Source organism: Neobacillus cucumis, assembly GCF_002860255.1.
Lineage (GTDB): Bacteria > Bacillota > Bacilli > Bacillales > Cytobacillaceae > Neobacillus > Neobacillus cucumis_A.
The window spans coordinates 20,724-42,455 of the sequence record NZ_PGVE01000074.1 but is presented as its reverse complement, the minus strand read 5'-3'; the positions used below and the strand labels follow the sequence as shown (position 1 = coordinate 42,455).

Annotated in this window: 14 protein-coding genes and 1 pseudogene; 9 read left to right on the top strand and 6 right to left on the bottom strand. The window is 40.2% G+C overall.

The window, feature by feature from the left end:
- Positions 1-110 precede the first annotated feature (110 nt).
- Positions 111-575, top strand: coding sequence for a competence protein ComK (locus CVD27_RS20365; RefSeq protein WP_101649931.1), 465 nt, complete (start codon positions 111-113; stop codon positions 573-575).
- A gap of 143 nt (positions 576-718) precedes the next feature.
- On the opposite strand, the gene CVD27_RS28320 is transcribed toward CVD27_RS20365, so the two are convergent.
- The 3 genes from CVD27_RS28320 to CVD27_RS20350 all read right to left on the bottom strand — a co-directional run bounded on the left by CVD27_RS28320 (position 719) and on the right by CVD27_RS20350 (position 5,571).
- Positions 719-997, bottom strand: a complete 279-nt coding sequence (locus CVD27_RS28320) for a hypothetical protein (protein WP_180960383.1) — start codon at positions 995-997, stop codon at positions 719-721.
- 558 nt (positions 998-1,555) lie between these two features.
- Positions 1,556-3,496, bottom strand: coding sequence for a PTS fructose transporter subunit IIABC (locus CVD27_RS20355; protein ID WP_101649927.1), 1,941 nt, complete (start codon positions 3,494-3,496; stop codon positions 1,556-1,558).
- 158 nt (positions 3,497-3,654) lie between these two features.
- Positions 3,655-5,571 carry a BglG family transcription antiterminator gene (locus tag CVD27_RS20350; protein ID WP_101649925.1) on the bottom strand — a complete coding sequence of 639 codons (1,917 nt, stop codon included), beginning with the start codon at positions 5,569-5,571 and terminating at the stop codon, positions 3,655-3,657.
- Between the two features lie 270 nt (positions 5,572-5,841).
- Here CVD27_RS20350 and CVD27_RS28855 point away from each other — a divergent pair, with 270 nt between their 5' ends.
- From CVD27_RS28855 to CVD27_RS20335, 3 genes are all read left to right on the top strand, one after another.
- Positions 5,842-6,564 carry a cell wall anchor protein gene (locus CVD27_RS28855; protein ID WP_257984445.1) on the top strand — a complete coding sequence of 241 codons (723 nt, stop codon included), beginning with the start codon at positions 5,842-5,844 and terminating at the stop codon, positions 6,562-6,564.
- A gap of 4 nt (positions 6,565-6,568) precedes the next feature.
- Positions 6,569-7,216 (top strand): class D sortase, encoded by a 648-nt coding sequence (locus CVD27_RS20340; RefSeq protein WP_101649923.1) that lies wholly within the window; start codon positions 6,569-6,571, stop codon positions 7,214-7,216.
- A gap of 171 nt (positions 7,217-7,387) precedes the next feature.
- A complete protein-coding gene (locus tag CVD27_RS20335; protein ID WP_101649920.1) occupies positions 7,388-8,740 on the top strand; it encodes a hypothetical protein in 1,353 nt (450 codons plus the stop codon).
- 789 nt (positions 8,741-9,529) lie between these two features.
- Here the strand turns inward: CVD27_RS20335 and CVD27_RS20330 are convergent.
- The 3 genes and pseudogenes from CVD27_RS20330 to CVD27_RS20320 form a co-directional block, all read right to left on the bottom strand.
- Positions 9,530-9,958 (bottom strand): annotated as a pseudogene (locus CVD27_RS20330) (L,D-transpeptidase family protein); the annotation flags it as partial.
- An 87-nt stretch (positions 9,959-10,045) separates the two neighbouring features.
- The gene (locus CVD27_RS20325; protein WP_101649918.1) at positions 10,046-10,774 is read right to left on the bottom strand and encodes a CBS domain-containing protein; all 729 of its coding nucleotides are present in this window, start codon (positions 10,772-10,774) and stop codon (positions 10,046-10,048) included.
- A 55-nt stretch (positions 10,775-10,829) separates the two neighbouring features.
- A complete protein-coding gene (locus tag CVD27_RS20320) occupies positions 10,830-12,776 on the bottom strand; it encodes an NAD-binding protein (RefSeq protein ID WP_101649917.1) in 1,947 nt (648 codons plus the stop codon).
- Between the two features lie 162 nt (positions 12,777-12,938).
- On the opposite strand from CVD27_RS20320, the gene CVD27_RS20315 reads away from it, so the two are divergent.
- The 5 genes from CVD27_RS20315 to CVD27_RS20295 all read left to right on the top strand — a co-directional run bounded on the left by CVD27_RS20315 (position 12,939) and on the right by CVD27_RS20295 (position 21,708).
- Positions 12,939-14,141, top strand: a complete 1,203-nt coding sequence (locus CVD27_RS20315; protein ID WP_101649915.1) for a hypothetical protein — start codon at positions 12,939-12,941, stop codon at positions 14,139-14,141.
- A 494-nt stretch (positions 14,142-14,635) separates the two neighbouring features.
- Positions 14,636-16,003, top strand: a complete 1,368-nt coding sequence (locus tag CVD27_RS20310; RefSeq protein ID WP_101649913.1) for a hypothetical protein — start codon at positions 14,636-14,638, stop codon at positions 16,001-16,003.
- A gap of 2 nt (positions 16,004-16,005) precedes the next feature.
- Positions 16,006-16,728, top strand: coding sequence for an ankyrin repeat domain-containing protein (locus CVD27_RS20305; RefSeq protein ID WP_101649911.1), 723 nt, complete (start codon positions 16,006-16,008; stop codon positions 16,726-16,728).
- Positions 16,729-16,748: 20 nt separating this feature from the next.
- Complete coding sequence (locus CVD27_RS20300) at positions 16,749-17,270, top strand: DUF2304 family protein (RefSeq protein ID WP_101649909.1); 522 nt, start codon at positions 16,749-16,751, stop codon at positions 17,268-17,270.
- Positions 17,254-21,708 (top strand): DUF4062 domain-containing protein, encoded by a 4,455-nt coding sequence (locus CVD27_RS20295; protein ID WP_101649907.1) that lies wholly within the window; start codon positions 17,254-17,256, stop codon positions 21,706-21,708. Before CVD27_RS20300 ends, CVD27_RS20295 begins: the two co-directional genes overlap by 17 nt.
- Positions 21,709-21,732 lie beyond the last annotated feature (24 nt).

Sequence of the window (21,732 nt, the reverse complement as noted above, 5' to 3'; positions counted from 1 at the left end):
AAACTCTGCCTGCCCTTTCAACACATACTCCCGTACCCCATAAGGCAACACAACGATTAATCCCAAACCCTTAGTCCTGTTAAAAACTTAGAAGCACGAGAACCGTCCCCATGCTTCAGGTGAACCGGTCACCAATAGAGGTAATGGATGTCACATTGAAATACATAGGCTTCGATTTAAAAGGAGCTATTCAAGGCAGCAAACACATACTTGGCAAAATCCATATGTGCCCCATTATAGTCAATCCTTATAAAAGTATCTGTCTATTCCCATATAAATCTACCAGAAAAGAAGATTGTGTATGGTTTAATCCGGAACATATTGTCAAAAGCAAGGCACACCGCTTCAAGACAGAAGTGGAACTTAGCAATGGGGTATCCATCATTATCGATTTGAAGAGGTTTTATTTGATCAACAAGATCCAAGCCGCGCTTCAATTGAAAAAAATAGCTAGCGAAAGGGGAAACCATCCACATTCCCTCTCCGACTACCTAGCACTAGAAAAGGTGAAACCAATTACCAAACTAAAAGAAGGCAAATACAACTTTCAATCTTTAGTTGAATTTAATGGATAAGGTCCTTATATTATAGAGGCTCTTGTACATAGAAAAAATCTATCCACTATTTAATGACAAGGCGGAGAGTTTTTCTCCGCTTTACCTTGCTGTTAAAATAATAATCTGTTGTATTTAGCAATCAAAAAATAAATTCCTCTTTTTTATTTTCTTATAAGTTTTAGCGTCCAAGGAAGAACAATTCCAAATAGCAATAAATAAAAAGGAATTGAATACACAGGTTTCCAACCTTTCAATTTTAAAAACCCTAATTTTCCTAAGATATATTCAATAAGAAAAGAAAAGATTGAAAAGAAAAGAACCCTAATTAACTTTGTAGGAGTATTGTAGCGATTTAAAAACAAGATTGCTGTTGCAGCTGGTCCAATTACAAACATAAAAATATCAGGTATCTCACCAATTGCTGGTTTTCCTGAATCCATAAAGTCGAACAAATAAAATAAGATGATATCAAGCATCCATCCATAAAAACCAACCATCCCAAAAAGTAGAAACCACTCTTTTCTTGAAATATTTTTTGTTATTGTTAATGAGAGAAAAAGCAAAATGGAACCTATGATGTAAATAAACCACGATCCTTTTGCAAATATACCCATTCTTGTTAATACACCATTCCAATACAACTCATATCCCTCTTTTCTATATAAAACCTTTATTATTTTTTATTACTGACTTTTTTTTATGCAGAAAAGCATAGAAAGAATTACCAAAGTCTATATTTTGCTGGCTGTTAAATTTTTTTGATATAAGTGAAGAAGTAAATCAAAACGTTAACAATTATGTCAAAACTACGTGGTCAATTCCCTACCCAAATAATGTGATTGGGGTAAAAGGGGAATCTCCCATGGAAAACCATGAACTATCGGGCATTGGAGACTTAATCGTACAAAAAAGGCGAGTTATAAAAATGACGCAGGAAATAGTACAAAGGGACGGTTCTCATGCCTCGGAGCATGAGAACCGTCCCTTTGCTTCATCTATTAAATTGTTTCTAGTAACTGATAGGCTTCTTCTTTAGAGGTAACATTTAGTAATTGGTCTCTAAACTTATCATCCATCAACCTGCGTGATAACATTTGTAGAATTTTGAGGTGCGCATCTCCGGCCGCTTGTTCTGGCACGGCGATCATAAAGATCAACTTTGCATCGGTACCATCTAAGCTCTTCCAGTCCACACCACTTCGCTTTATCCCAAAAGCCACAGCTGGACGCTTCACCGCATTGGATTTCCCGTGAGGAATGGCAATATTCATTCCAAGCCCGGTCGAGCTCTCTCCTTCACGGTTTAGAATGGCTTGTTTATACTCTTCTTTAGAAGTTAAAATCCCACTTGCATCAAACTTGGCAATTAACTCATCAATGACATCATCACGAGTCGTCCCTGTTAACTCCGTTTCAATTAACCCTAAATTCATAATATCCGTTAACTGACGAATAGCAGCGATAGGAGCACTTTCTACTTTTGGTTCCAGCTTCTCAGGCACACTCCCCCTTGAAACGGGTCCTACACCAGCAGCAACTGGTTCCGCTTCTACATTCTTTTTCAAGGCTGTCACGAGTAAGGCCGTCACAATCACACCCACAATAACCGCCACAAAGAACATGACCACGTGATCCACTGCACCTAATACTGCAACAATCGGACCTCCATGGGCAACTCTGTCACCCACACCAGCAAGCATGGCAATCACAGAACCGACCATAGAACCAACGACAATACTTGGGATCACACGAAGTGGATCTTGGGCAGCGAATGGAATCGCCCCTTCCGTAATTCCGAATAAGCCCATCGTAAACGATGCCTTCCCCGCATCTCTTTCTGTTTGACTAAACTTACGCTTGTTAATAAAAGTCGCAAGACCAAGACCAATCGGAGGAATACAAATCGCTGCTGCAATCGGCCCCATAATTTCATAGTTTCCTTCCCCAATCATGGCAGAACCAAAAAGGAACGCTACCTTATTAAATGGACCACCCATATCGACTGCAATCATGGCACCAAGAATCATCGCTAATAGAATAGAGCTTCCTCCCTGCATTCCTGCAAGCCAGCTTGTTAAAGCAGCAAACACACTTGCTACTGGGTGGCCAATAACAAAAATAAATAATAATCCGACAATCACACTGGATAGAATCGGAATAAAGATAATCGGCATAACCGGTTGAACCGCTTTTGGTACTTTAATTTTCTTAATCCCCAGCGCCACATAACCTGCTAAGAAACCAGCAATAATCCCACCGATGAATCCAGCACCAGCTGTACTTCCATAAAAACTGCCATTTGCCGCAATATAACCGCCAATCATACCAGGTACTAATCCTGGACGGTCAGCAATACTTACCGCAATGAAGCCGGATAAAATCGGCACCATGAACATGAAAGACGTAGCACCTAGGCTTTCAATATGCTTCCAAAAAGATCCATCTGGAATTTTAATTCCCCCTGGCGTTTGCTCTCCCCCAAGCGTCAAGGCAATCGCAATCAATAATCCCCCAACGACAATGAATGGAACCATGTACGATACCCCATTCATTAAATGTTTATAAATAGGATTTTCCTTTGAGCGGCTCTTTTTCGAACCTGCCAATGCACTAGCCTCTGGTTTATAAACCGGAGCATCCCCATTTTGAATCCGCTTAATTAATTCTTCCGGGTTACGGATCCCCTCCTGGACGCCGGTTACAATGAGTTTTTTACCAGCAAAACGGTCCTTTGCCACCTCTTTGTCCGCCGCAATAATAATCCCATCTGCTTCAGCAATCTCTTGCTCCGTTAATGCGTTTTCAATTCCAATCGAACCTTGTGTTTCCACCTTTATATCGACGCCCAACGCTATGCCGGCTTTTTGTAAATTCTCTGCGGCCATATACGTATGCGCAATCCCAACCGGACAAGCTGTAACAGCTAATATTTTCGCCATCGTGTTTCCTCCTGCTCTAAAAGTAATCGCTTACCTATATAATAAACCCTGCTTGTCCCATTAATTTTTTATCTTTTTACCATATCCTGCGGTAAAATGAAATTATTAAAGCAGACAAAAAAAGGGTGAACATCGTATCCACCCTTTTCCCCTGATTCTTAATAATCGATCATTTTTAAAAATTCCCGATAATCGCTTACAGCCGATAACGCGTGAACAAGTAACGGAGTCTCACTAAGTGAAGCAATCTTCCCAATAATCCCACGAACCTTACTTTGGTCTTCCTTCGCGATGGCCAGCATAAAGACAAGCGATACCTTTTCATTCCCCCACTCCAGCCGTTCCTTCAAAATGGCTGCAGCAATAACGGACGTATGAACCATGGAAGGATTACCATGAGGAATGGCAATTCCCCCGCCAATAGCTGTAGCAGAGCTCCGTTCACGATTGACGGCACTATGGATATAGTCTTTACTCACATACCCTTTTTGAAAAAGGGCGTTAGCAAGCCTCTCGACCACTTCATACCGGTGGGCTTTCTCCACATGAGGAAAGAAAGTCTCTTCATTTAGAAATTGCGAGAAAACACTTGGCTCGAGAAGTTTGTCCTGCCTTTGCTTGAATCCCTCCACAAACTGACTTAATCGGTTCTTTTCCTCTTGTCCAAAAAGCGGCGAAATCACGATGTGTTCAATGTTGATTTTTTCAAGCGGAATCGTCGAAATAATAAAATCGATCTTATGCTCTTTTAAATAATCCTTTACTTCTGCTTTGCCGATGCAAGCGATGATCTCAATTTCCCGGTATTGCTGTTCAATCTTTGCCTCTAATAAATGAGACATGCCAATCCCCATATGGCAAACAATCAGTGCTTTCCTTGCCTGCTTCTTTCCCAGTCTTTCCAGGGAGGCTTGAAAATGGAGAACCATATAAGCTGCCTCATCTTCCGGTATCTCCATCTGAAAGGTCCTCTTGATATCATGGAGTGCCATCATTACCATATTGAACATGTAGGGATACATCTTTTTAATATTCGTCAGTAACGGATTCGTAATCGGAAAGCCAAAGTTAATTCGGTTGATAACAGCCTGCATATGAACAGTAAGACCATTGTTTAAAATAGGATCACTTTCATAGGGAGCCGATGTCAGCTTTCCCATTTTCTCCATAAGAACACGGATCATTCGAGTGATTTCTTCATCCACCTCTAGGAGCTGGTCCATTCCTTCTTCCGTTCGCTTACTGCTGATCAGGTGCCAGGTAAAATAGACCTGTTCCTCTTCAGGAAAGGCTAATCCAAAAGCCGATTCCAGAACCTCAAACAACCAAGTGGTATATTGATATTCTTTTCGCTTACAGGCCTCTTCCTTTGCGTCACCCTTTACAAATATAGGTGAACGCTGCCGAGTCCTTTTGACCATAATGAGCGCATGAACTAACAAGCTGTCCATCGAACTGTCGCTAATCGCTAGAGAAAAAGTATCCTGCATATCATTCAGTGCTTTTCTGACAATGGAAATCTCATAGGGTAAAAATAAATCCAAGACCACATTCTTTTCTGGTGAAAGGGAGGAATGAAGTTCAGATAAATGCGCTAGGGCATTTCGCTTTTGTAACTCCGTTCCTTCAATGATATTGCCAACCCGCGGCTTGGAGACAAGCTCCAGTCCATACCGTATAAACCAGTTAGAAATCAACTCAATATCCTTTTTAATAGCCGCCTTTGCGACATAGTAACGTTCCGCAAAATATTGTAAGGTAATGGCCTCTCTGCTGGTTAAGAGCTGATAGGCGATTTCAACCAGCCGTTCTTCCTTGGTTTTAGGTTCACTAGAAAGTAAACTCCCCAGGATGCTGGAGCGTTCCGCTTCCTCCATTTCAATGGTTATTCCATAGCCAGGTTTTCGGATTAACCCTGCACTAGGATAGTCCAACAGATATTCCTCTAAACGGTCTAAATCATTTCGAACTGTTTTTTCCGCACACTCGAGCCGCTCTGACAGGTCCTTAATGTGGAGAAATCCTTCTTTATGAACAAGGAGGATTCTAAGTAATTCTTTCTGTCTATCATTCATCTATTGCACCTGCTCAATTTCAAACATATATAAGATTTTATCTTTATTTTTCCATGTAATCAATTCGATAAAATCCAACAATTAAAACCTTTATCCTACAAAATCATTTTGCGTTCTCTCTTTTGTTCAGGGGCTTTTCTAAAATTATTTACAATTCAAATTATTAAATTTTACATTTTTCTATTTTTTGCAATTCCCTATTCATGTATTTATTGGTAAAATAGTAGGATACGAGGAAAAATTTACAAAAAATAATAGAAGGTGGTCACAATGAATTTTAAGTCAGCATTAAAAAAAGGTTCAATCATTTCTGTACTTGGTTTAGGGCTTTCCGTATCTGCTGCAGCACTTCCAACGAATACAGCCCTTGCAGCTGGAAACACCAATACGAATGCACAAAAGTTAGTAGATTCCCTAAAGGCATTAAATATTGATCAAGTCGATTATTTATATGCTTATTTACAATCTATTACTTTAAGTAACAGTGAGTATAATGGGATTCTATCAAATGCGAAACAAGTTAGTAAGATATTAAATGGGAAGAATCCAGAATCCCTCCCATCAGCACAAAAGGTGAAAGTTTTACGTTTATTCCTAGACAGTGTAAAATTAGCCCATCTTCAGGCGTCTGTCGTAGATGAGCAAGGAAATCCGATCGATATCCTTACATATAAAGCTGGTTCTTCCACACTCGTCATTCAATTAAAAGATCTAAAAGGCAATGTTTTAGCAACCATTGACCCTAAAAAAGAAGACTTAAATCCTGGTGCGATTTTAACTAAAATCAATGCACTAGTGACAGCTGTGAATGCAAAAAAACAACTCGACCAAGAGAAGGGCTTTGTCCCAATGCCAGCAGGTGATCTCCCAAATACGGCTACAAATGATCCTGAATATATTGCCCTTGGTGTTTTATTAATGTTAATGGGTGGAATCGCTGCTGTCCCTGCCGTACGTCAGATAAGAAAATCAAATGAGGTAGTTGAGGCATAATTCAATGGAACAAAAAAAGCGTAAAAGGCGTAGAAGGCGTAAGAAGAAACACGTATGGGCCCTTCTGAGCATCCCTATTTTCTTCATCCTCTTAGGAGGCGGCCTTGTCCTATTCTTCGGTTTAGACCTGTCTAAACAAAGCGTCTTACTTGCTCATACAGCTGTTAAAGAGTATAAACCAGAGTTACCCAATAAAAAATTCAAACAAGTTTGGCCCGCGCTGCCTGACCCTGGTACACATATAGGAGATTTAAAGTTTACTTCTGTCGATTTAAACGTTCCGATTGTTCAGGGGACTCATGATAATGAGCTAAAAAAAGGGGCAGGACATTATGCTGGAAGCGCATTGCCGGGTCAAGGCGGGAATGTGGTTCTAAGCGGACATCGTGATACCGTTTTTAGAAAGCTTAAGGATATCCACACTGGTGACAAAGTTACATTTACCACTCCTTATGGGGACTTTGTATATCAAATAACGGGTACAAAAATCGTTCATGCAGATGATAAAAGTATTATCGTCCCAACAGACTATGAAACTCTTACATTAACCACTTGTTATCCCTTTAATTATATTGGGAATGCACCTGATCGATTCATCGTCTATACCAAGCTGGTTTCACAACCTGACATGCTAGAGACAGGTAATATTTAGTTTAAGAAAGGATAGATAGCTTATAAGAGCATCTATTCTTTTTTATTTGTGGTCACAGGGACGGTTCTCGTGATTATAAGGAGGCATTTGTCCCCACCAAACGCACCGGAACCGTCCCCATGACATACCCATGACATTATTTTAAATTTCAAGAAAGTCGGTGACTTTAAAATGGTGAGTCAATTTTTAGCCTTGTGTAAAGGTTATTATAGGAATCTATGCAGAAGTGCTTTATGGAAAGGGGTAACCTTTTTCATTTATGCTGCCATTCTTTTTTCTATTCATCTTTGGAAAAAGAATGATGTTTGGGCAGCAAACACCAAAATTCCTGAAAACGATATTGGGAGCATAGCGACGATTATCTTTGGTATTACAAGCGGGGTTTTAGCCTTAATTGGACTAGTGGCCATATTTGTTTCGTTAAATAGCCAGCATAAAATCCAAAAATGCAGAGAGCTTTATTGGGAGATTATCAGTCTTTCAAATAAAAAAATGGACCTGTTGGAATTATCCTCTCAAATGACAGAATTATTATGGCATTATACGAAGATCTCTGCTTATGATGACCAAGACTTTATAAAATCGATCATTAAACGAGCACAGTGGACGATTTTAATCGTTTTAATCATGTGGTCTTCCTTTGTTCCATTTATTCACTACTCACTGTTAGAAGAAGTCATTACTTGGATAGGCTTTACCGGTGGTTTGGCTGTATTGTTATTTTTTCATAGTATCCTTGGACGGCTAGACAATTTAATTGAAATTGGGAAATTAAAAGAGCCTAAGGACATTTTTAATATAATGGAAAATAATGATTTTCGAGGTTTGGTCCTTCTAATACATAATCTGCAACTGCAAGTCTGGAAAATGTCTAGAAACAGTTTTACCATTAATCTTAATTTAACTGCACCCTTACAAGGAATCAAAGCGACCGTAATGGGGGTTGGGTTTATAACTTGGAGCAGTGCGCACAAAGCCGTAGATAAACGTATAGGAGTGAATGTCGATTTAATCCCAAAATACACATCTGACACATCCTATACTCTTGGTTTCAGTGAATTAACAGAAGTAAATTTTGATATTTCAAGCATCGATACATCCCTAAGCGAATGGGTTGATAGCGGGATATTCTGGACCATGGAATCGGAAGACATTCTTAAAATTAAACGGACTGACGATAGATTTGGATTTTATGATCCAAACGAAAAACCAGGTTATACAACGATCTCCCTTGATCATGGTTCAGAAATAACGGAAGCGGTCGTTCCTCATGATACATATGCTGTCAGAATATACATACTTGCCAGCTTAAAGGAAAGTACAAATCAAGAAGAACAAATTAAAATAGTTTGGGAGATTCCACTGGATCTAGATGTTGAACCAAGAATTGTCAGCATTTCTATGGAAGGCAGCAACGGAAGACAATTAAAGGTAAACTATTGGGAACTAGCTCAAATAGAAGAAGACTTTGAAAACTTTGAACGTAAGCAAAGAGAGAAGGACGATAGGTGGGCACGAACCTGATTCGTTTCAGCCACAGGCTATATACGAAAAACCAACAGAAAAATACTTAAAGGATTCCGTTTTCGGGTGTTTATTAAAAGAAACAAGAATTGACGTATGAATTGGCATACGTCTTTTTCTTTATTTATCAAGGTTTCTACGAAATTCCATTAACTTTGACATAGCAATTGACATCATTATTATATGTACAATACGTATTGTACAATTAATAAAAGAGGGTCAAAACTACTGACATTTGAAGGGCCGTTTTGAATACCAATTTTATTGATCTTTATAAGCTGGTCGATAAAAAGCTGCTGATTCCCCCTTTAGGTTCAAGAGGGTGCGCACTTAACGGTTGGGGAATCAGGTTAATCACCCGAGCTAGTAATAAACGGAAAAAATCCGCTTAATTAGTAATTTTCATTAAAAAAAGCTTAAATAGACGGAGAGATTCCGCCTATTGCCTCGAAAAACGTGAAAATGGGGGATTTTGTTTTGCATAATCGGAAAATCTCCGCTTATATACCCCGAAACGGGCTCCCTTCTCCATAAAACCGAATTATCTCCGCTTATTTTACTTTTGCTGGTTATTCGATTAAGGACTACCGTATCACAAGTAAGTGGGGTTTAATATAAATTATTCCTAATAAAGAAACTCGCCAATTATTACTATGGCGAGATCTACTTTTTTATATACCAATAACAATGCCAATACGACTGTCATTTCGTTACATATTTTAAGAAAAGCACCTCAAAACGGAACCCTTTAAAAAATACTCTGTTGGTTTTTTGTTTCTAAATGGAGAATCAATATTTGTTTAGCTCCTGAATCGGAGTTTGAATGATGACTGGATTCTTTTTAGGATCCAACCATTTCAAGATGTTTACAACATTCGTTTGAGAAGTGGACGTACATCCCAGCGTATAGCCACTTCCAATGTGGAAGAAGATCGCACTGCCTTTATACGGCGTTCGTTGGGTATTGTAGTTAATAATGGAACCGTAGGTATATGCAGCGATATTCATGTTTTCAGCACTCTTCCATTGACCTTGTGTTTTCCTTCTTGATTGCCAAGTGTTGTACAGTTTTGAAGTTGGATCATCTACCCAAACATCATCGCTTGTGATTTTTCTGTAAGGCATTTTGGTTCCTGGATTTCCATAACGTCCAAATGCCGTTCCAATGGAATACTTCCCAATGGGAGACCTTTTACCGCCTTCACGCATACTTGTGGCAGAGGCAAATACCTTTTTCAACATTTACTTTACCTCTCCATTCTTGTCATGATCCATTATCTATATGAAATATCCGATTAACAAAAATTAATCAGCCGTATAATCAATTTCAATTAAATCCCAAGCCGTGATTAGCCCGATTGGCGTTTCATTGCACTTGCCATTTTCCGTAATGATGACAGCTTCTAGATCCTTATTTTCAAGATGCTCTTTTTCAAAAATACTTTCCACTTCAAAAATATTAATACTTTTTGGTGCAAATTTCACAGGGAGAGCCTTCTCAGCCTGCAGTATATCGCTCACAAGAATATTCGTTAAATAGATCGCACTGCTTTGGACATTTGCTGCCATCCATTTCACAATTGCCCCCGTTGATAAAAGACCGACACACTCTTTGTTTTGATAAATGGGGTATTGTGAATAACCATACTCTTTTATTGCATGAATGACATCTAAGATTTTGTCATCCATATTAAAATAGACCACTTGCTTTGTGGCAATCGTTAGGGCATAATTAGGCCTTCCCATAATCGACGCAATTTTTTCAATTCGTTCCACCACTGAACGATTCGGCTCGGCAATATAATAACCGATCTCTGTCTTCTCATGCACGATGGCATTTCTCAGCTTTGCATACTGCTCTAATTCTTCTTTATATGTATCCACAATTTGAAAATTTCTAGCCCCTGCTTTAACTAAAACAACAAATCGATCATCTTTAATTTGGACTATTTTCCTAAGTGATTCATGAATTTGATTAAACGCCACTTCAAATCGCTCTGATAAAAGCGGCGTTTGGTTCCTCTCTAACAGCATATAACTCTCCCCGTTTCGTACTCTAGATCTTATACCCAATTAACAATAAGGAATATTATTTCCATGAGTCTTTCACGATCTTATACCCTAATCTTTTCATCGTATCATGCAAATCCAAGACGACGTCACGATCATATTTTTGATAATCTTCACCCGTAAGCTCATATATTTTCATTAGGTCGTTATAGGTAACCAAGCAACCATGGAGCTTCTTGTCCGTATCCTTTATTCCGTTAGATATATCTTCAAGAATGTCCCATCCTCTTAAAAAATGGAAGATATTCCAGCGTTTATGCTCCGCTTCGGCAATAGGTTCCAACAGTTTTTTGGCTTCTGCTTTAAACTCTAGTTCAGTCACTGCCCCTAAACCGCTTTTACTTTCCTCGTACACCGGTACTGCTTTCAAACCCAGAAGCATAAGCTTGGTAAACGCATGGGTAATCTGATTGCGATTGGATTCCTTTGTGAAAGTAGAAAGCTCACGCCACTCTTTCTGTTTTGTATTGGATTCCAATTCTTTGCTTTTTTGATAGCTTTCATGAACCTTTTTCGCCAAATCTTCAAGCTGATCATTAATCACATAATCGTAAGTGAGAATCATATCATGATTTCCAAACAAATGGAGATTGTGATACTTCCCCTCATGGCGATGGAGCCATAGGCTAATTTCCGCTTCCTCATTTACCTTTAAAAAGATGGGAATATCGGAGATTTTCTTTGCTAGACGGATTCCTTCCTTGAGGTCATGCGAATCCTCCTTCAGGCAAACAAATAAATGGGTAAATGCCAGCGGTTGTTTTTTCAAGAAATCAAAGGTGGACTCGATCTCAATATTCATGGAATGAAATTGAATATCCACCACCATTTTGCTGTTCGGGTAATTATCCTCCCACTCCTTCTTTACCCTCCCTGCATTCTTATCCAAGACAGTAATCTTCAATAACTTCTTCGTCAGAAAAGCCGATCGTTCAATGGCTTGAACAGCAAGCTGCTGACCCGTTTGGCCAAACCCGATGAATAAAAGATGCAGCGGCTCTCCTTGAGGGTCACGGACCCTTTTCTCGTAGTTTTTATACAAAGGAATTTGATCAAACAATTCATTCGCAATCAGTCGGTGAACATTAATAGGTTTTAAGGATACATTTGTATGAAAATCTAATTCCTTTTCAAGGTCTTCAAATAGCTCCATCGATTGATGAGATTCAAGATGAAAGATGACTTGCTTCATATGTAAGAGGGACCTTTTGTTATTCACATAATGATTTAATGCGAGAATCTCATTTAAGTTTCTAGAGTCATCCTCATGATAGATAATAAAGTATTCAGCCCGCTGAAGCTTGCTTTTTTTATATAACGAGGGGTCTCCTTGCCGGCCGGCAAAAACAATCACACCTAACTCCTGCAAATAGCTGCGCTGAGCTTCAGAGATTTCTTCTGCCAATAAAACCACTTTTTTGTCCTCTTTTTTTAGATTCTCGACCAACGTCATGCTTTTCTTATGAAAACCAGAAACCACAATATGTTTTCCGAGAATTCCATACCAAATTAATCTAATCTTTTGATTAAACAAAGAATAAATGATGGAAAATAGGGTGGAAATCGTATACGCTGCGGCAGACCAGCGGGCAATTTCCACAGCAAGTGGATATCTAGTAAACACACTTCCATCCTCTGGAAATACCGGGTCCAAATCTAGCAGGAATAATCGAAACGTTGAGTACATGGAGTTGAGTACCGAGTACTCCTTAATAGCTAAAAATTTAAAACCATAAAACCCTGTGGTTACCGCCACCAAAAACATTAACACTTGCAATCTATTTTTCTTAATAAGCCCGGTATAGAAGACAGACACGTACGCAACCAAATCGATGGTTAACAACGCGGTTAAAGTCAGACTTGGTGTCCCAGATATAAAATAAAACCCCCAGATACATAGTAAAATGATGATAGCAAAGGCCGTAAAGATTACTTTTGCTAAGTGCTGATCAACCAATTTTTTCATTGATCTTTTTCCTCCAATAATTATCAAATGAACCGACTATAGTACCATATTATAACAAATCCCCTACTAATTAGTACTTTTTTTCTAGCCTTATTTACATATTCTTGTTACTATTTTAATAGTGTATTGGAAAATTTTATCAAGTGGATGGAGAATGACAGAATGAAAAAACGATTATTTCCATTGCTTTTCATTTTAGCAATGGTACTGGCAGCTTGTGATAATAAGGTCACTATTACTAAACAGCAGGAGGATAAAAAAACCCCGAAAATACAGGCGGAGAATAAACAAGCTACCCATAAACTAAAAGATCCGAAAGCCTTTATCCATGCCTCCTTCTTAAGGAACCCTAAGAAAATATATACCTATCAATATAGTGAAGGAGTTACTTCAACAGAAACCATCGACCAAGATCATGGCAGTGAACAAATATGGAATATGAACTTCGGCGAAGGTGGAACACAGAAAAATATTTATCAGGAGAGTAAGAAAGAGCTTTTTGTGGGATTTCCCGATAGCGAGGGGTACACAGCGATTGTTTATCCTATTAAATTAGGGACTGTTTGGAAAGTCTGTACGGACCCGGAGACATGTACGAATTATAAAATAGCTGAACTACTAGACTCCTATGAAACACCAGCTGGCACGTTTGAACATGTTGTAGTGATTGAATCTGACACGGGCAGCCGTACATACTATGCGAAAAATATCGGTCTACTTGCCCAAACAGATGAAAATGGAGAAATCATAGCACAATTAAAGTTGTTGGAAGATGCGGGGACCATAATTGATCCCGATAAAATTGTCTATAACTGGGATCAAGTAAAGGATACGAATGGGGACATTTCGAACGTGAAAATCGTGGCAAAGCAAGATAAGGCGTATCCATCAGATATGTCCTGGGCAGGGGCACAAGAAGGTGACACTCTCCGTGAAGGTTCTTATCAGCTATATTTGAACAATACTCCTCAAGAAGCAGAAATTGGAGATTGGTTGTTTAATATGAACAAAGCTAACAGTGGTGAGGTTATTGGGAATATTCCAAATCTGATGGTTGTAAATCAAACGGAGTCTACTAATACCTATAGCAGCAAGATCTTTTATATTCATGATAAAAAAATGGTGGAAGTGAAAGGCCCTGATGGAACGAGCGGCTTCGGACATAGCGGAAACCATATTTATCCGATTAGCAAAGATACCTTCATCATCGCCTGGGACAATAATGCGGATGGCGAAATCTATTATGAGGTATTTACGTATCAAATTGTCGATTTCAAAACGGGAATAACGAAATTGGTAAAAAAAGAAAAAGTAAGTTTAGCTGATTCTGAAGACTTTTTTGCTCCTCTTAAAAAATATAGGTAGTCTTGAGTATCAATTTTATTGATCTTTATTAAAAGCTGCTGATTCCCGTATCTAGAATCATGAGGGGCGATTGGGGGATCAGGTTAAACACCCGATCTGATAAATAGACGGAAAAATTTCGCTTAATTAGGAATTATTATTAAAAAAAGCTTAAATAGACGGAGAGATTCCGTCTATTTACTCGAAAAACGTGAAATTGGGTGATTTTACTTTGCATAATCGGAAAACCTCCCCTTATATACCCCGAAATGAGCTCCATTCTGGATTTAGCCGAAAAATCTCCGCTTATTCTACTTTGCTGGTTACTTGATTCAGGATAAGACATTTACCGAGATTTTTTTTACTATCATAAAATTATTTTCTATCTATTAAAAAGAGGTAAGAGTACCGTCCTCATGGTTCCCATTTCTAAAATTATCCTTTATAATTATTTCCAACAAATTAACTATTACTATAGTAATAACTAGATAGAGTTTTTGGGAGGATTTAGGGAAATGGAGATACAGCTCTACGATGTGGAAGAACCAATAAAGGCTGAGGAACAGGAAATAAGTCCTGCTGAAACAGCCAAAGTAAATGAAAGAATTTCTGTTTTACAGATCATCCGGGTTATTCCCCCATCCGTCATGACTGCCTTTACCGCGGTATTGATCCTGGCCTTGTTAGCCTTTGCCCTCAAGCCCTTATCGGAATTACTGACGGAAATGTATAAATCGGGGCTGGATCAGTCACATGTATCGCAGTTTTTGGATGAATATAATTTTGATTTCCAAACAAACTGGCGGGATACCCTGTTGCTATTCCATTTACAGACACAAACAATTGATTTCAGCCTTACAGAAGAAGGAGAGCCGGTATCCGTCAGCGTCCACTATGCTTTGGGATTCATTCCGCTGCTGCTTCTCCCCTTTTTGGCCATCCTTATTAGCCAAAAGATATTTATAAAATGGATAAAAAAACCTAATCTGGCACTTTTGAATGCTTTCACGATTATAACAAGTGTCGTTTATACCATCATTATGACAATTGTCGCCGCAGTGAGCGGCACCACCATTCAGAACGAAACCGGAAGTTTGTTAATCAAACAGTCATATAGTATCGCCAATACGTTTACGATATCGTTCATTTTTGGACTCCTTTTTTCGCTTATTAGTATCAATCTCGGCAGAAAAAAAGCGCAGTCTTCTGAAATGGGGGTGAATCCTTTCCTGCGTGCCTTTAAGCTCCTCCTCCTCCTTTATGTGATATCGATTGCCCTGATGATCATCTTGTCTCCGGCAGTCACGAAAAAATTTAATGAGGCAGCTTTGGAGGAAAACGGCCACATCTACCTCCTTTTGGTCGTTTTCGCCTTTTACCTTACCTTTTTACTCTTAATGGGCAAGATTATTTTTAATGGAAGCACAAATGGTGAAGTGGAATCGCTCGAGTATTCCATTTTGGAAAAACTAAAAGTTTGGGGCCATTCTAGTGATTTGGAGAGCTTTCATAAGATATTCCAGCCGTTTGTGGATGGCCCTTTTTTAAAATTCGTGCCACTCCTCCTGCTTCTAATACCCGCAATGCTGCTGGTTCGGGCGGGATATCAAATGACAAAGCATTCCAAAGGAAATTGGATTTGGGAATCTTTTATATTTTGCGTTGGAATGGCCTCCTTACTGGCATTCCTTGCTCATTTTTCAAGCATTGGCAATACCATCTTAAGCACGGGGGAAGGCAGCCTTAACCAGATAAACATGTTAGTAAAAACCGACGAAATGTCATTATTAATTAATGCCTTTATCTTCAGCTTACTTACAACATTTGTTGGGAATCTGCTCTATCTTTGGAAATGGCGGAACCCAAGCCGCCCGGAGGAATGAACGTGAAAAAATCAATCCTATTCTTGGTGATCTGCTTTTCTTTAGCTGGCTGTTCGCCAAATCCTAATCAGGCAGATTTGCTGCAGGCCATCTATGATCATAATGAGGATGCACTGAACCAGCAATTAAATGCTGCCAAGCTTCATCATTCCACACATTTAAAGGCTCTTGCTTATGCAGCCAGATATGGCAACGCCGAGATCGCTAATCTTCTTCTGCAAAATGGTGGGGAGAAACTGCTTCAAACAAAGGGGGGCATTCGGAATCTGACCCCCATTCAGGAGGCGGTCATCTACAACAACATTCCCGTCTACCAGAAATTTATAAAAAAAGATCCCGATCACCAGTATCTGACAACCCTAGATAACAAAGGAAGATCACTTTTACATCTTGCTATGGGTGCAGGAGCCATCAAGATGGCGGAGGAGTTGCTGGCTGATGGGCTCGATCCGAATCTACAGGATGATGCGGGTAATACACCGATGATGACCTTGTTAAAAGCATTGCAAAAAAATCGCAGTGAGCTGAAAAAGTTTCAGATTTACCAATTATTCAAATCCTTCCAGGACTATGGAATGAACCCTGACATAGTAAACCAACAAAATGAATCCGTTCGTTCTATTGTGGAAGGGGCAAAAACCGTTTTTATTGGGTCAGATGATTCGGACAAGCGTACATTGCTCGATCAGTCTTCATTAGACTTAAAACTACTGCTTAGAAAATAGACGAGAATGGGGGGATCCAAGTGGAGGGCTTTAAAGCGTTTTGCTTCACCATATTATTTGCGGGATATGTTTATTTTTTGCCCCGCTTTTTAAGGCAGCTGTTTTTTTTAGGAAAACGCCGTATGACTTCAACCATCCTGTTATTTCTTTACATAGGATTAGGACCGTTCATGTACAGTATTTTTGCCGTTGGATCGGTTTCAGTGATCTTTCTTGGACTTGTAGGAAAAATGCCTTTCCAGGGGCTTATTGCTATTTTGTTTTTGATCTGTGGCATTTTTCTTTGTATTATACCTATTCGACACTATTTTTCCAAAAAGACGCTGGAGATCGCCGGTTTTTCCGCCATTTTTATGGTTGCGGGATTGATTTTATCCCTAATAAATCCTGTCTGGAACGACCAATTGGAACAATCACTTGGGATTCCAATGCCATCACTCGGGTTGTTCCTTGTCATCACGAATGCTGTTTTATTGATGGTCATCTTATATCATTTTGTTCAATTGAAGAAGGCGGTGAAAGGAAATGCCAAGATCGAGTAAAATTTTCCGCTTATTTATCAGTTCTACTTTTACCGATTTAGTGGAGGAACGCAAGGCCTTGCAGAATCGTGTTTTTCCAGAACTGGATAAGCTTTGTCAGCGATATGGAGCGAAGTTTCAAGCGATTGATTTACGATGGGGCGTCAGTAAAGAAGCGCAGCTTGACCATAAGACACTTGATATTTGCTTGCAGGAGATCAAGCGAAGCAAGGAATTATCCCCAAGACCCAACTTCCTGGTGTTATTGGGAAACCGGTATGGGTGGAGACCGATCCCCAATAAGATAGAAAGAGAGGAATTTGAATGGATCTTAGCCTTTCATCAGAACGATGAAGTTCTTCGTAAATGGTACCAGCTTGATTTGAATTCGGTCCCGGCATCCTATTATTTACAACCGCGGACCGACGAATACATAGATACGGAACTTTGGAATCCGGTTGAGGACCATCTTCGCTATTTATTTGACCAGGCTCTCCCCCTCCTGACTATCAGTTCGGAGGAAAAGGCAAAATACCGGCTTTCTGCCACAGAGCACGAAATTCGGGAGGGAGCATTCAAGCAGGAGGATGCGGGTGATCACGTATTTGCTTTTTTCCGTGAACTTGAAAACGTGCCCACAGACACAAGGAAAGCGGATTTTATTGACCTTCTACCGGACGGGACGATTCATGAACATTCAAGAAAGCAAATTGAAAACTTAAAGAACGACCTTCGAACCTTTCTGCCAGAGGAAAATATAAAACAATATTCCGCCGCATGGATAGATAATAACGTCGACCCACTCTACATTGAAGATTTTTGCAAAGACGTTCTCTCCAAGTTAAGTCAGGTCATTGAAAGGGAATGCCGAAATATGGAGGAAATTCGATTTGTTGATAAAGAAAAAGAAGCCCACCGTTTATTTGCCAAAAGCAGAACGGATCATTTTATCGGACGGGAAAAGCTTTTCCGCGAGGTTTTCAAAGACTTAACCTCGAACATACGCCATCCGCTGATTGTAACAGGTGAATCGGGTTCCGGAAAAACCGCCTTTGCCGCAGAACTGTCGCAACGGCTGCTGCTGCAGCTGCCTGCGTCCAAAGTCATTTCTCGATTTATTGGGGCTTCCGCATTTGGATTGCATGCCCTGGAATTGATGCAGTCGATCCTACTGGAATTGGCTCCGGATGAAACCGAATCCATCCTGCAATATCAAGAGTTAGATGCTGCACTACACAGATTAAATGAGGAATTTCAGAATAGAAAAGATCCGCTGATTCTGATTTTGGATGCCATTGATCAAATGTCGGACAGTCATTTGCTTCCGAAATGGTTTATGACCCAACTACCGGAAAACGTTCAAATGGTGGTGACGGTTGCCACGGATAAAAAGGCCTTCACCCTTTTAAAAGGGATGCTTGAGAAAGAGTGTTTCCGGTTACTGGAGCCTCTGGACGAAGAAGAGGCAAGAATTTTAATGACAAACTGGCTGGCCGACGAAGGAAGAAGGCTGACTTCCGAACAATTCACGCTAGTGATGAATGCTTTTAGAAAATGCCCCCTGCCCCTATTCTTAAAACTCGTATTTGAAGAAGTGAAACTGTGGCATTCCTATTCAAACCAGGCCTCTCTGCCTGAGACCATTCAGGGAATGATTGATTTATTTATCGGGCGCCTAGCGGCTGAATCGAACCATGGAACTATTTTGGTCAAGCATGTGTTGGGCCTCTTAGCTTCATCGCGAAACGGGCTCGAGGAGGGGGAAATTTTAGACCTCCTTTCTGAGTCAGAGCAAGTGATGAATGACTTTTATGAGAGTTCCTATTACGAATTTCAGCATGACCGGCTGCCGATTGTGTTTTGGGCTCGGCTGTTTAATGATCTTGAACCCTATATGATTGAACGGAATGAGGGCGGCCGTGTTCTTTATAATTTTTACCATCGCCAAATTGAGGAAAAAGTAAGAGATGACTTTGAGACGGTTGATTTTCATGCGAGAATCGCTGCTTATTTCGAAAAGCAGTCGATTTATTTTGAGGAGCATCCAAACACAAGAAAATGTTCGGAGCTTCCCTACCAACTCAGCCAAAGCGGGCAAATTTCGGAATGCATTAACACGTTGTCTGATTTCCTATTCTTACAGGCAAAATTCCATGCCGGGATGTCCCATGATTTGTTAAAGGACTTCCTTCAGTTAAGGAAGCGGTGTAAGTTGCCACCAGATTCAAAAGATCTTAAAAAGTTGAATGATTTTGAGCACCTTTGCCGGAGCCGTCATGCGATTTTACGAAAATATCCCGAGAAAACCCGAATGTTTGCCCTGCAATCTTCACAGCAATCTGCCCATGAAGCCGCCAGTAATTGGTATGAAAAACATGGGCTCCCGATGATGATGCGGAAAAATCGGCTTTCTGCACAAGATCGCTGCCTTCATATTTTTGAGACAGGCGATACGGACATCAAGGCTTGTGCCTGGCACCCGAATCAGGATGCGATCCTGACCATCAGAGGCAGCTATATTAAGGTTTGGAATATTCATACTGGAGAGGAAATGGAACAATTTAATCCCAGTATCGGTGAACTCGACAGCCTCGCTGTCCACAAGCGGGATCAGTCGGTTGTCGTGACGAGCGGAAACAGGCTGGAGATGATGGATGTTAGGTCCTATGAGACCATTTATTCACAAGAAATGGAGCACCCTATTGTCAAGACGGTTTGTCATCCCCGGGAAAGTCTGTATGCCTTTATCTTTCAAAATGGCCTTGTCTCTTTGTATGACCGGAAAAAGGAACAGACCTACCTGATTCAGACCCTGCATGGGAAAGTACGGATGGCTGCTTGGCATCCATCGGAACCGGAAATCGCCATTTGGTTCAATAATGATATCGTGGAGCAATGGCGAACAGGCGAAACCATTCCTTTTCAACGTTTGTATTCGAGTTTTCGTTTGGAGAGCCTCTTTTCCTCCAGGCATCGCGATTTATGCTTTGATGCAAAAGGCGAAAAACTATACATGGCCCAGGATCATAGTGTGACCATTTGGGATGCCGTTCATAAAGTTCGTGAAGATAATACGTCATCCCTCAGAAAAGGAATCCATCTTCTAACCCCGGAATTCGTTGTATCCATTATGGAAAACGGTGAAATCAAACGCTGGCTGCCCGTGGATGGAACGGTTGAAGTAAGTTTCCAGCAGCAGCAGTACCAGCTAGCCAAGCTCGCTATGGTAAACGGGCCATTGCTTGCTCTCATTTCGCATGAAGGAAAAATCACGATTTGGGATATGGAACCGGATCGAGCAGCTGGATGGATGAAGAAGCTGGAGACAGTTCCCTTGATAAGTCAAGAGGGTCTTTGGGTATTTCAAATATTGCCCACCTTGATTCCAAGAATTTTGCATGAATTGAAATTTAGCGAGTCGAGTGCCCTAAGAAAGGTTGGTACCTCCGCTGAAATTTGGGATTCCATTATTCTTTCATCGGCCATTTCCCCCAAGCATCAGTGGATTGCGACAGGGCATTACGGAAAATATATACAGCTTCAGTCTTTAACGAAACAGGAAACGATCCAATACAAGCCTGATGGTACCGCCCCCATTTTGTTTTCAAAATGGGCCCATGATGAAAAATACCTTTGCTATGGAACAAATAATAAGGCTTGGGTTATGAGCGTACCAAAAGGTACTGTGAAGAAGATCGTCCGCTCGGAGTACGATATCATTACCTGCACTTTTTCTCCAACAGAAGAAAAACTCCTTGTGTTATTTGCCAATGGAATGGTGGAACTCATTGATTTAACAAAGGATTGGGAGGAAACTTGGAATTTGGAGATCGGGGATGTTGGTCATGGTGAAGGGGTTGCAGTCTGGAGTCCCAATGGCCGCAGGCTGGCGGTTTATGCAAATCAGGCGTTGTTCCTCTATGAAGTTTCCAGTGGCCAGAGGCTCATTATGAAGGGCGAATTAAATGAGAGAATCATTGAGATGGGCTGGAGTGCCAATCACCAGTATGTAATCCTAATCAACGCTAAATATGAAATCTCTATTGTTCATATCGGAGAAAAGCAAGTGGCTTATAGCGGTCCTCTCCTTTCCTCCAAGGAAAAGGAGCAAGAAAGTGAATACTTTGAAAAACTATTAAAGAACTCATCCGAAAATCTGATAGATTTAGAGAGTTTAATGAAGGAAGGAAATGAAAATCAGGTTAACTTGGCAGAGGTGGAGATGCTGATTAAAACAGCCGGGACATCGCCTTTACTGGCAATGAAGCCGAAATCAAATATCATCGCGATTTCACTCGGGAACTGGCTGAAGGTCCTTCAGGTTGATGACCTAAGTAAATCGACTACATGGTATCTGGAAAACTCTGCCTATGATCTAAAATGGAACGGGGAAAAGCTATTGATTTTCACAGGGGGAAAAGGCTTGGAGGAATGGGAATTTATCCATAAACAAAACTAAAAAGGGCCTGACCGAAAAGGGTCA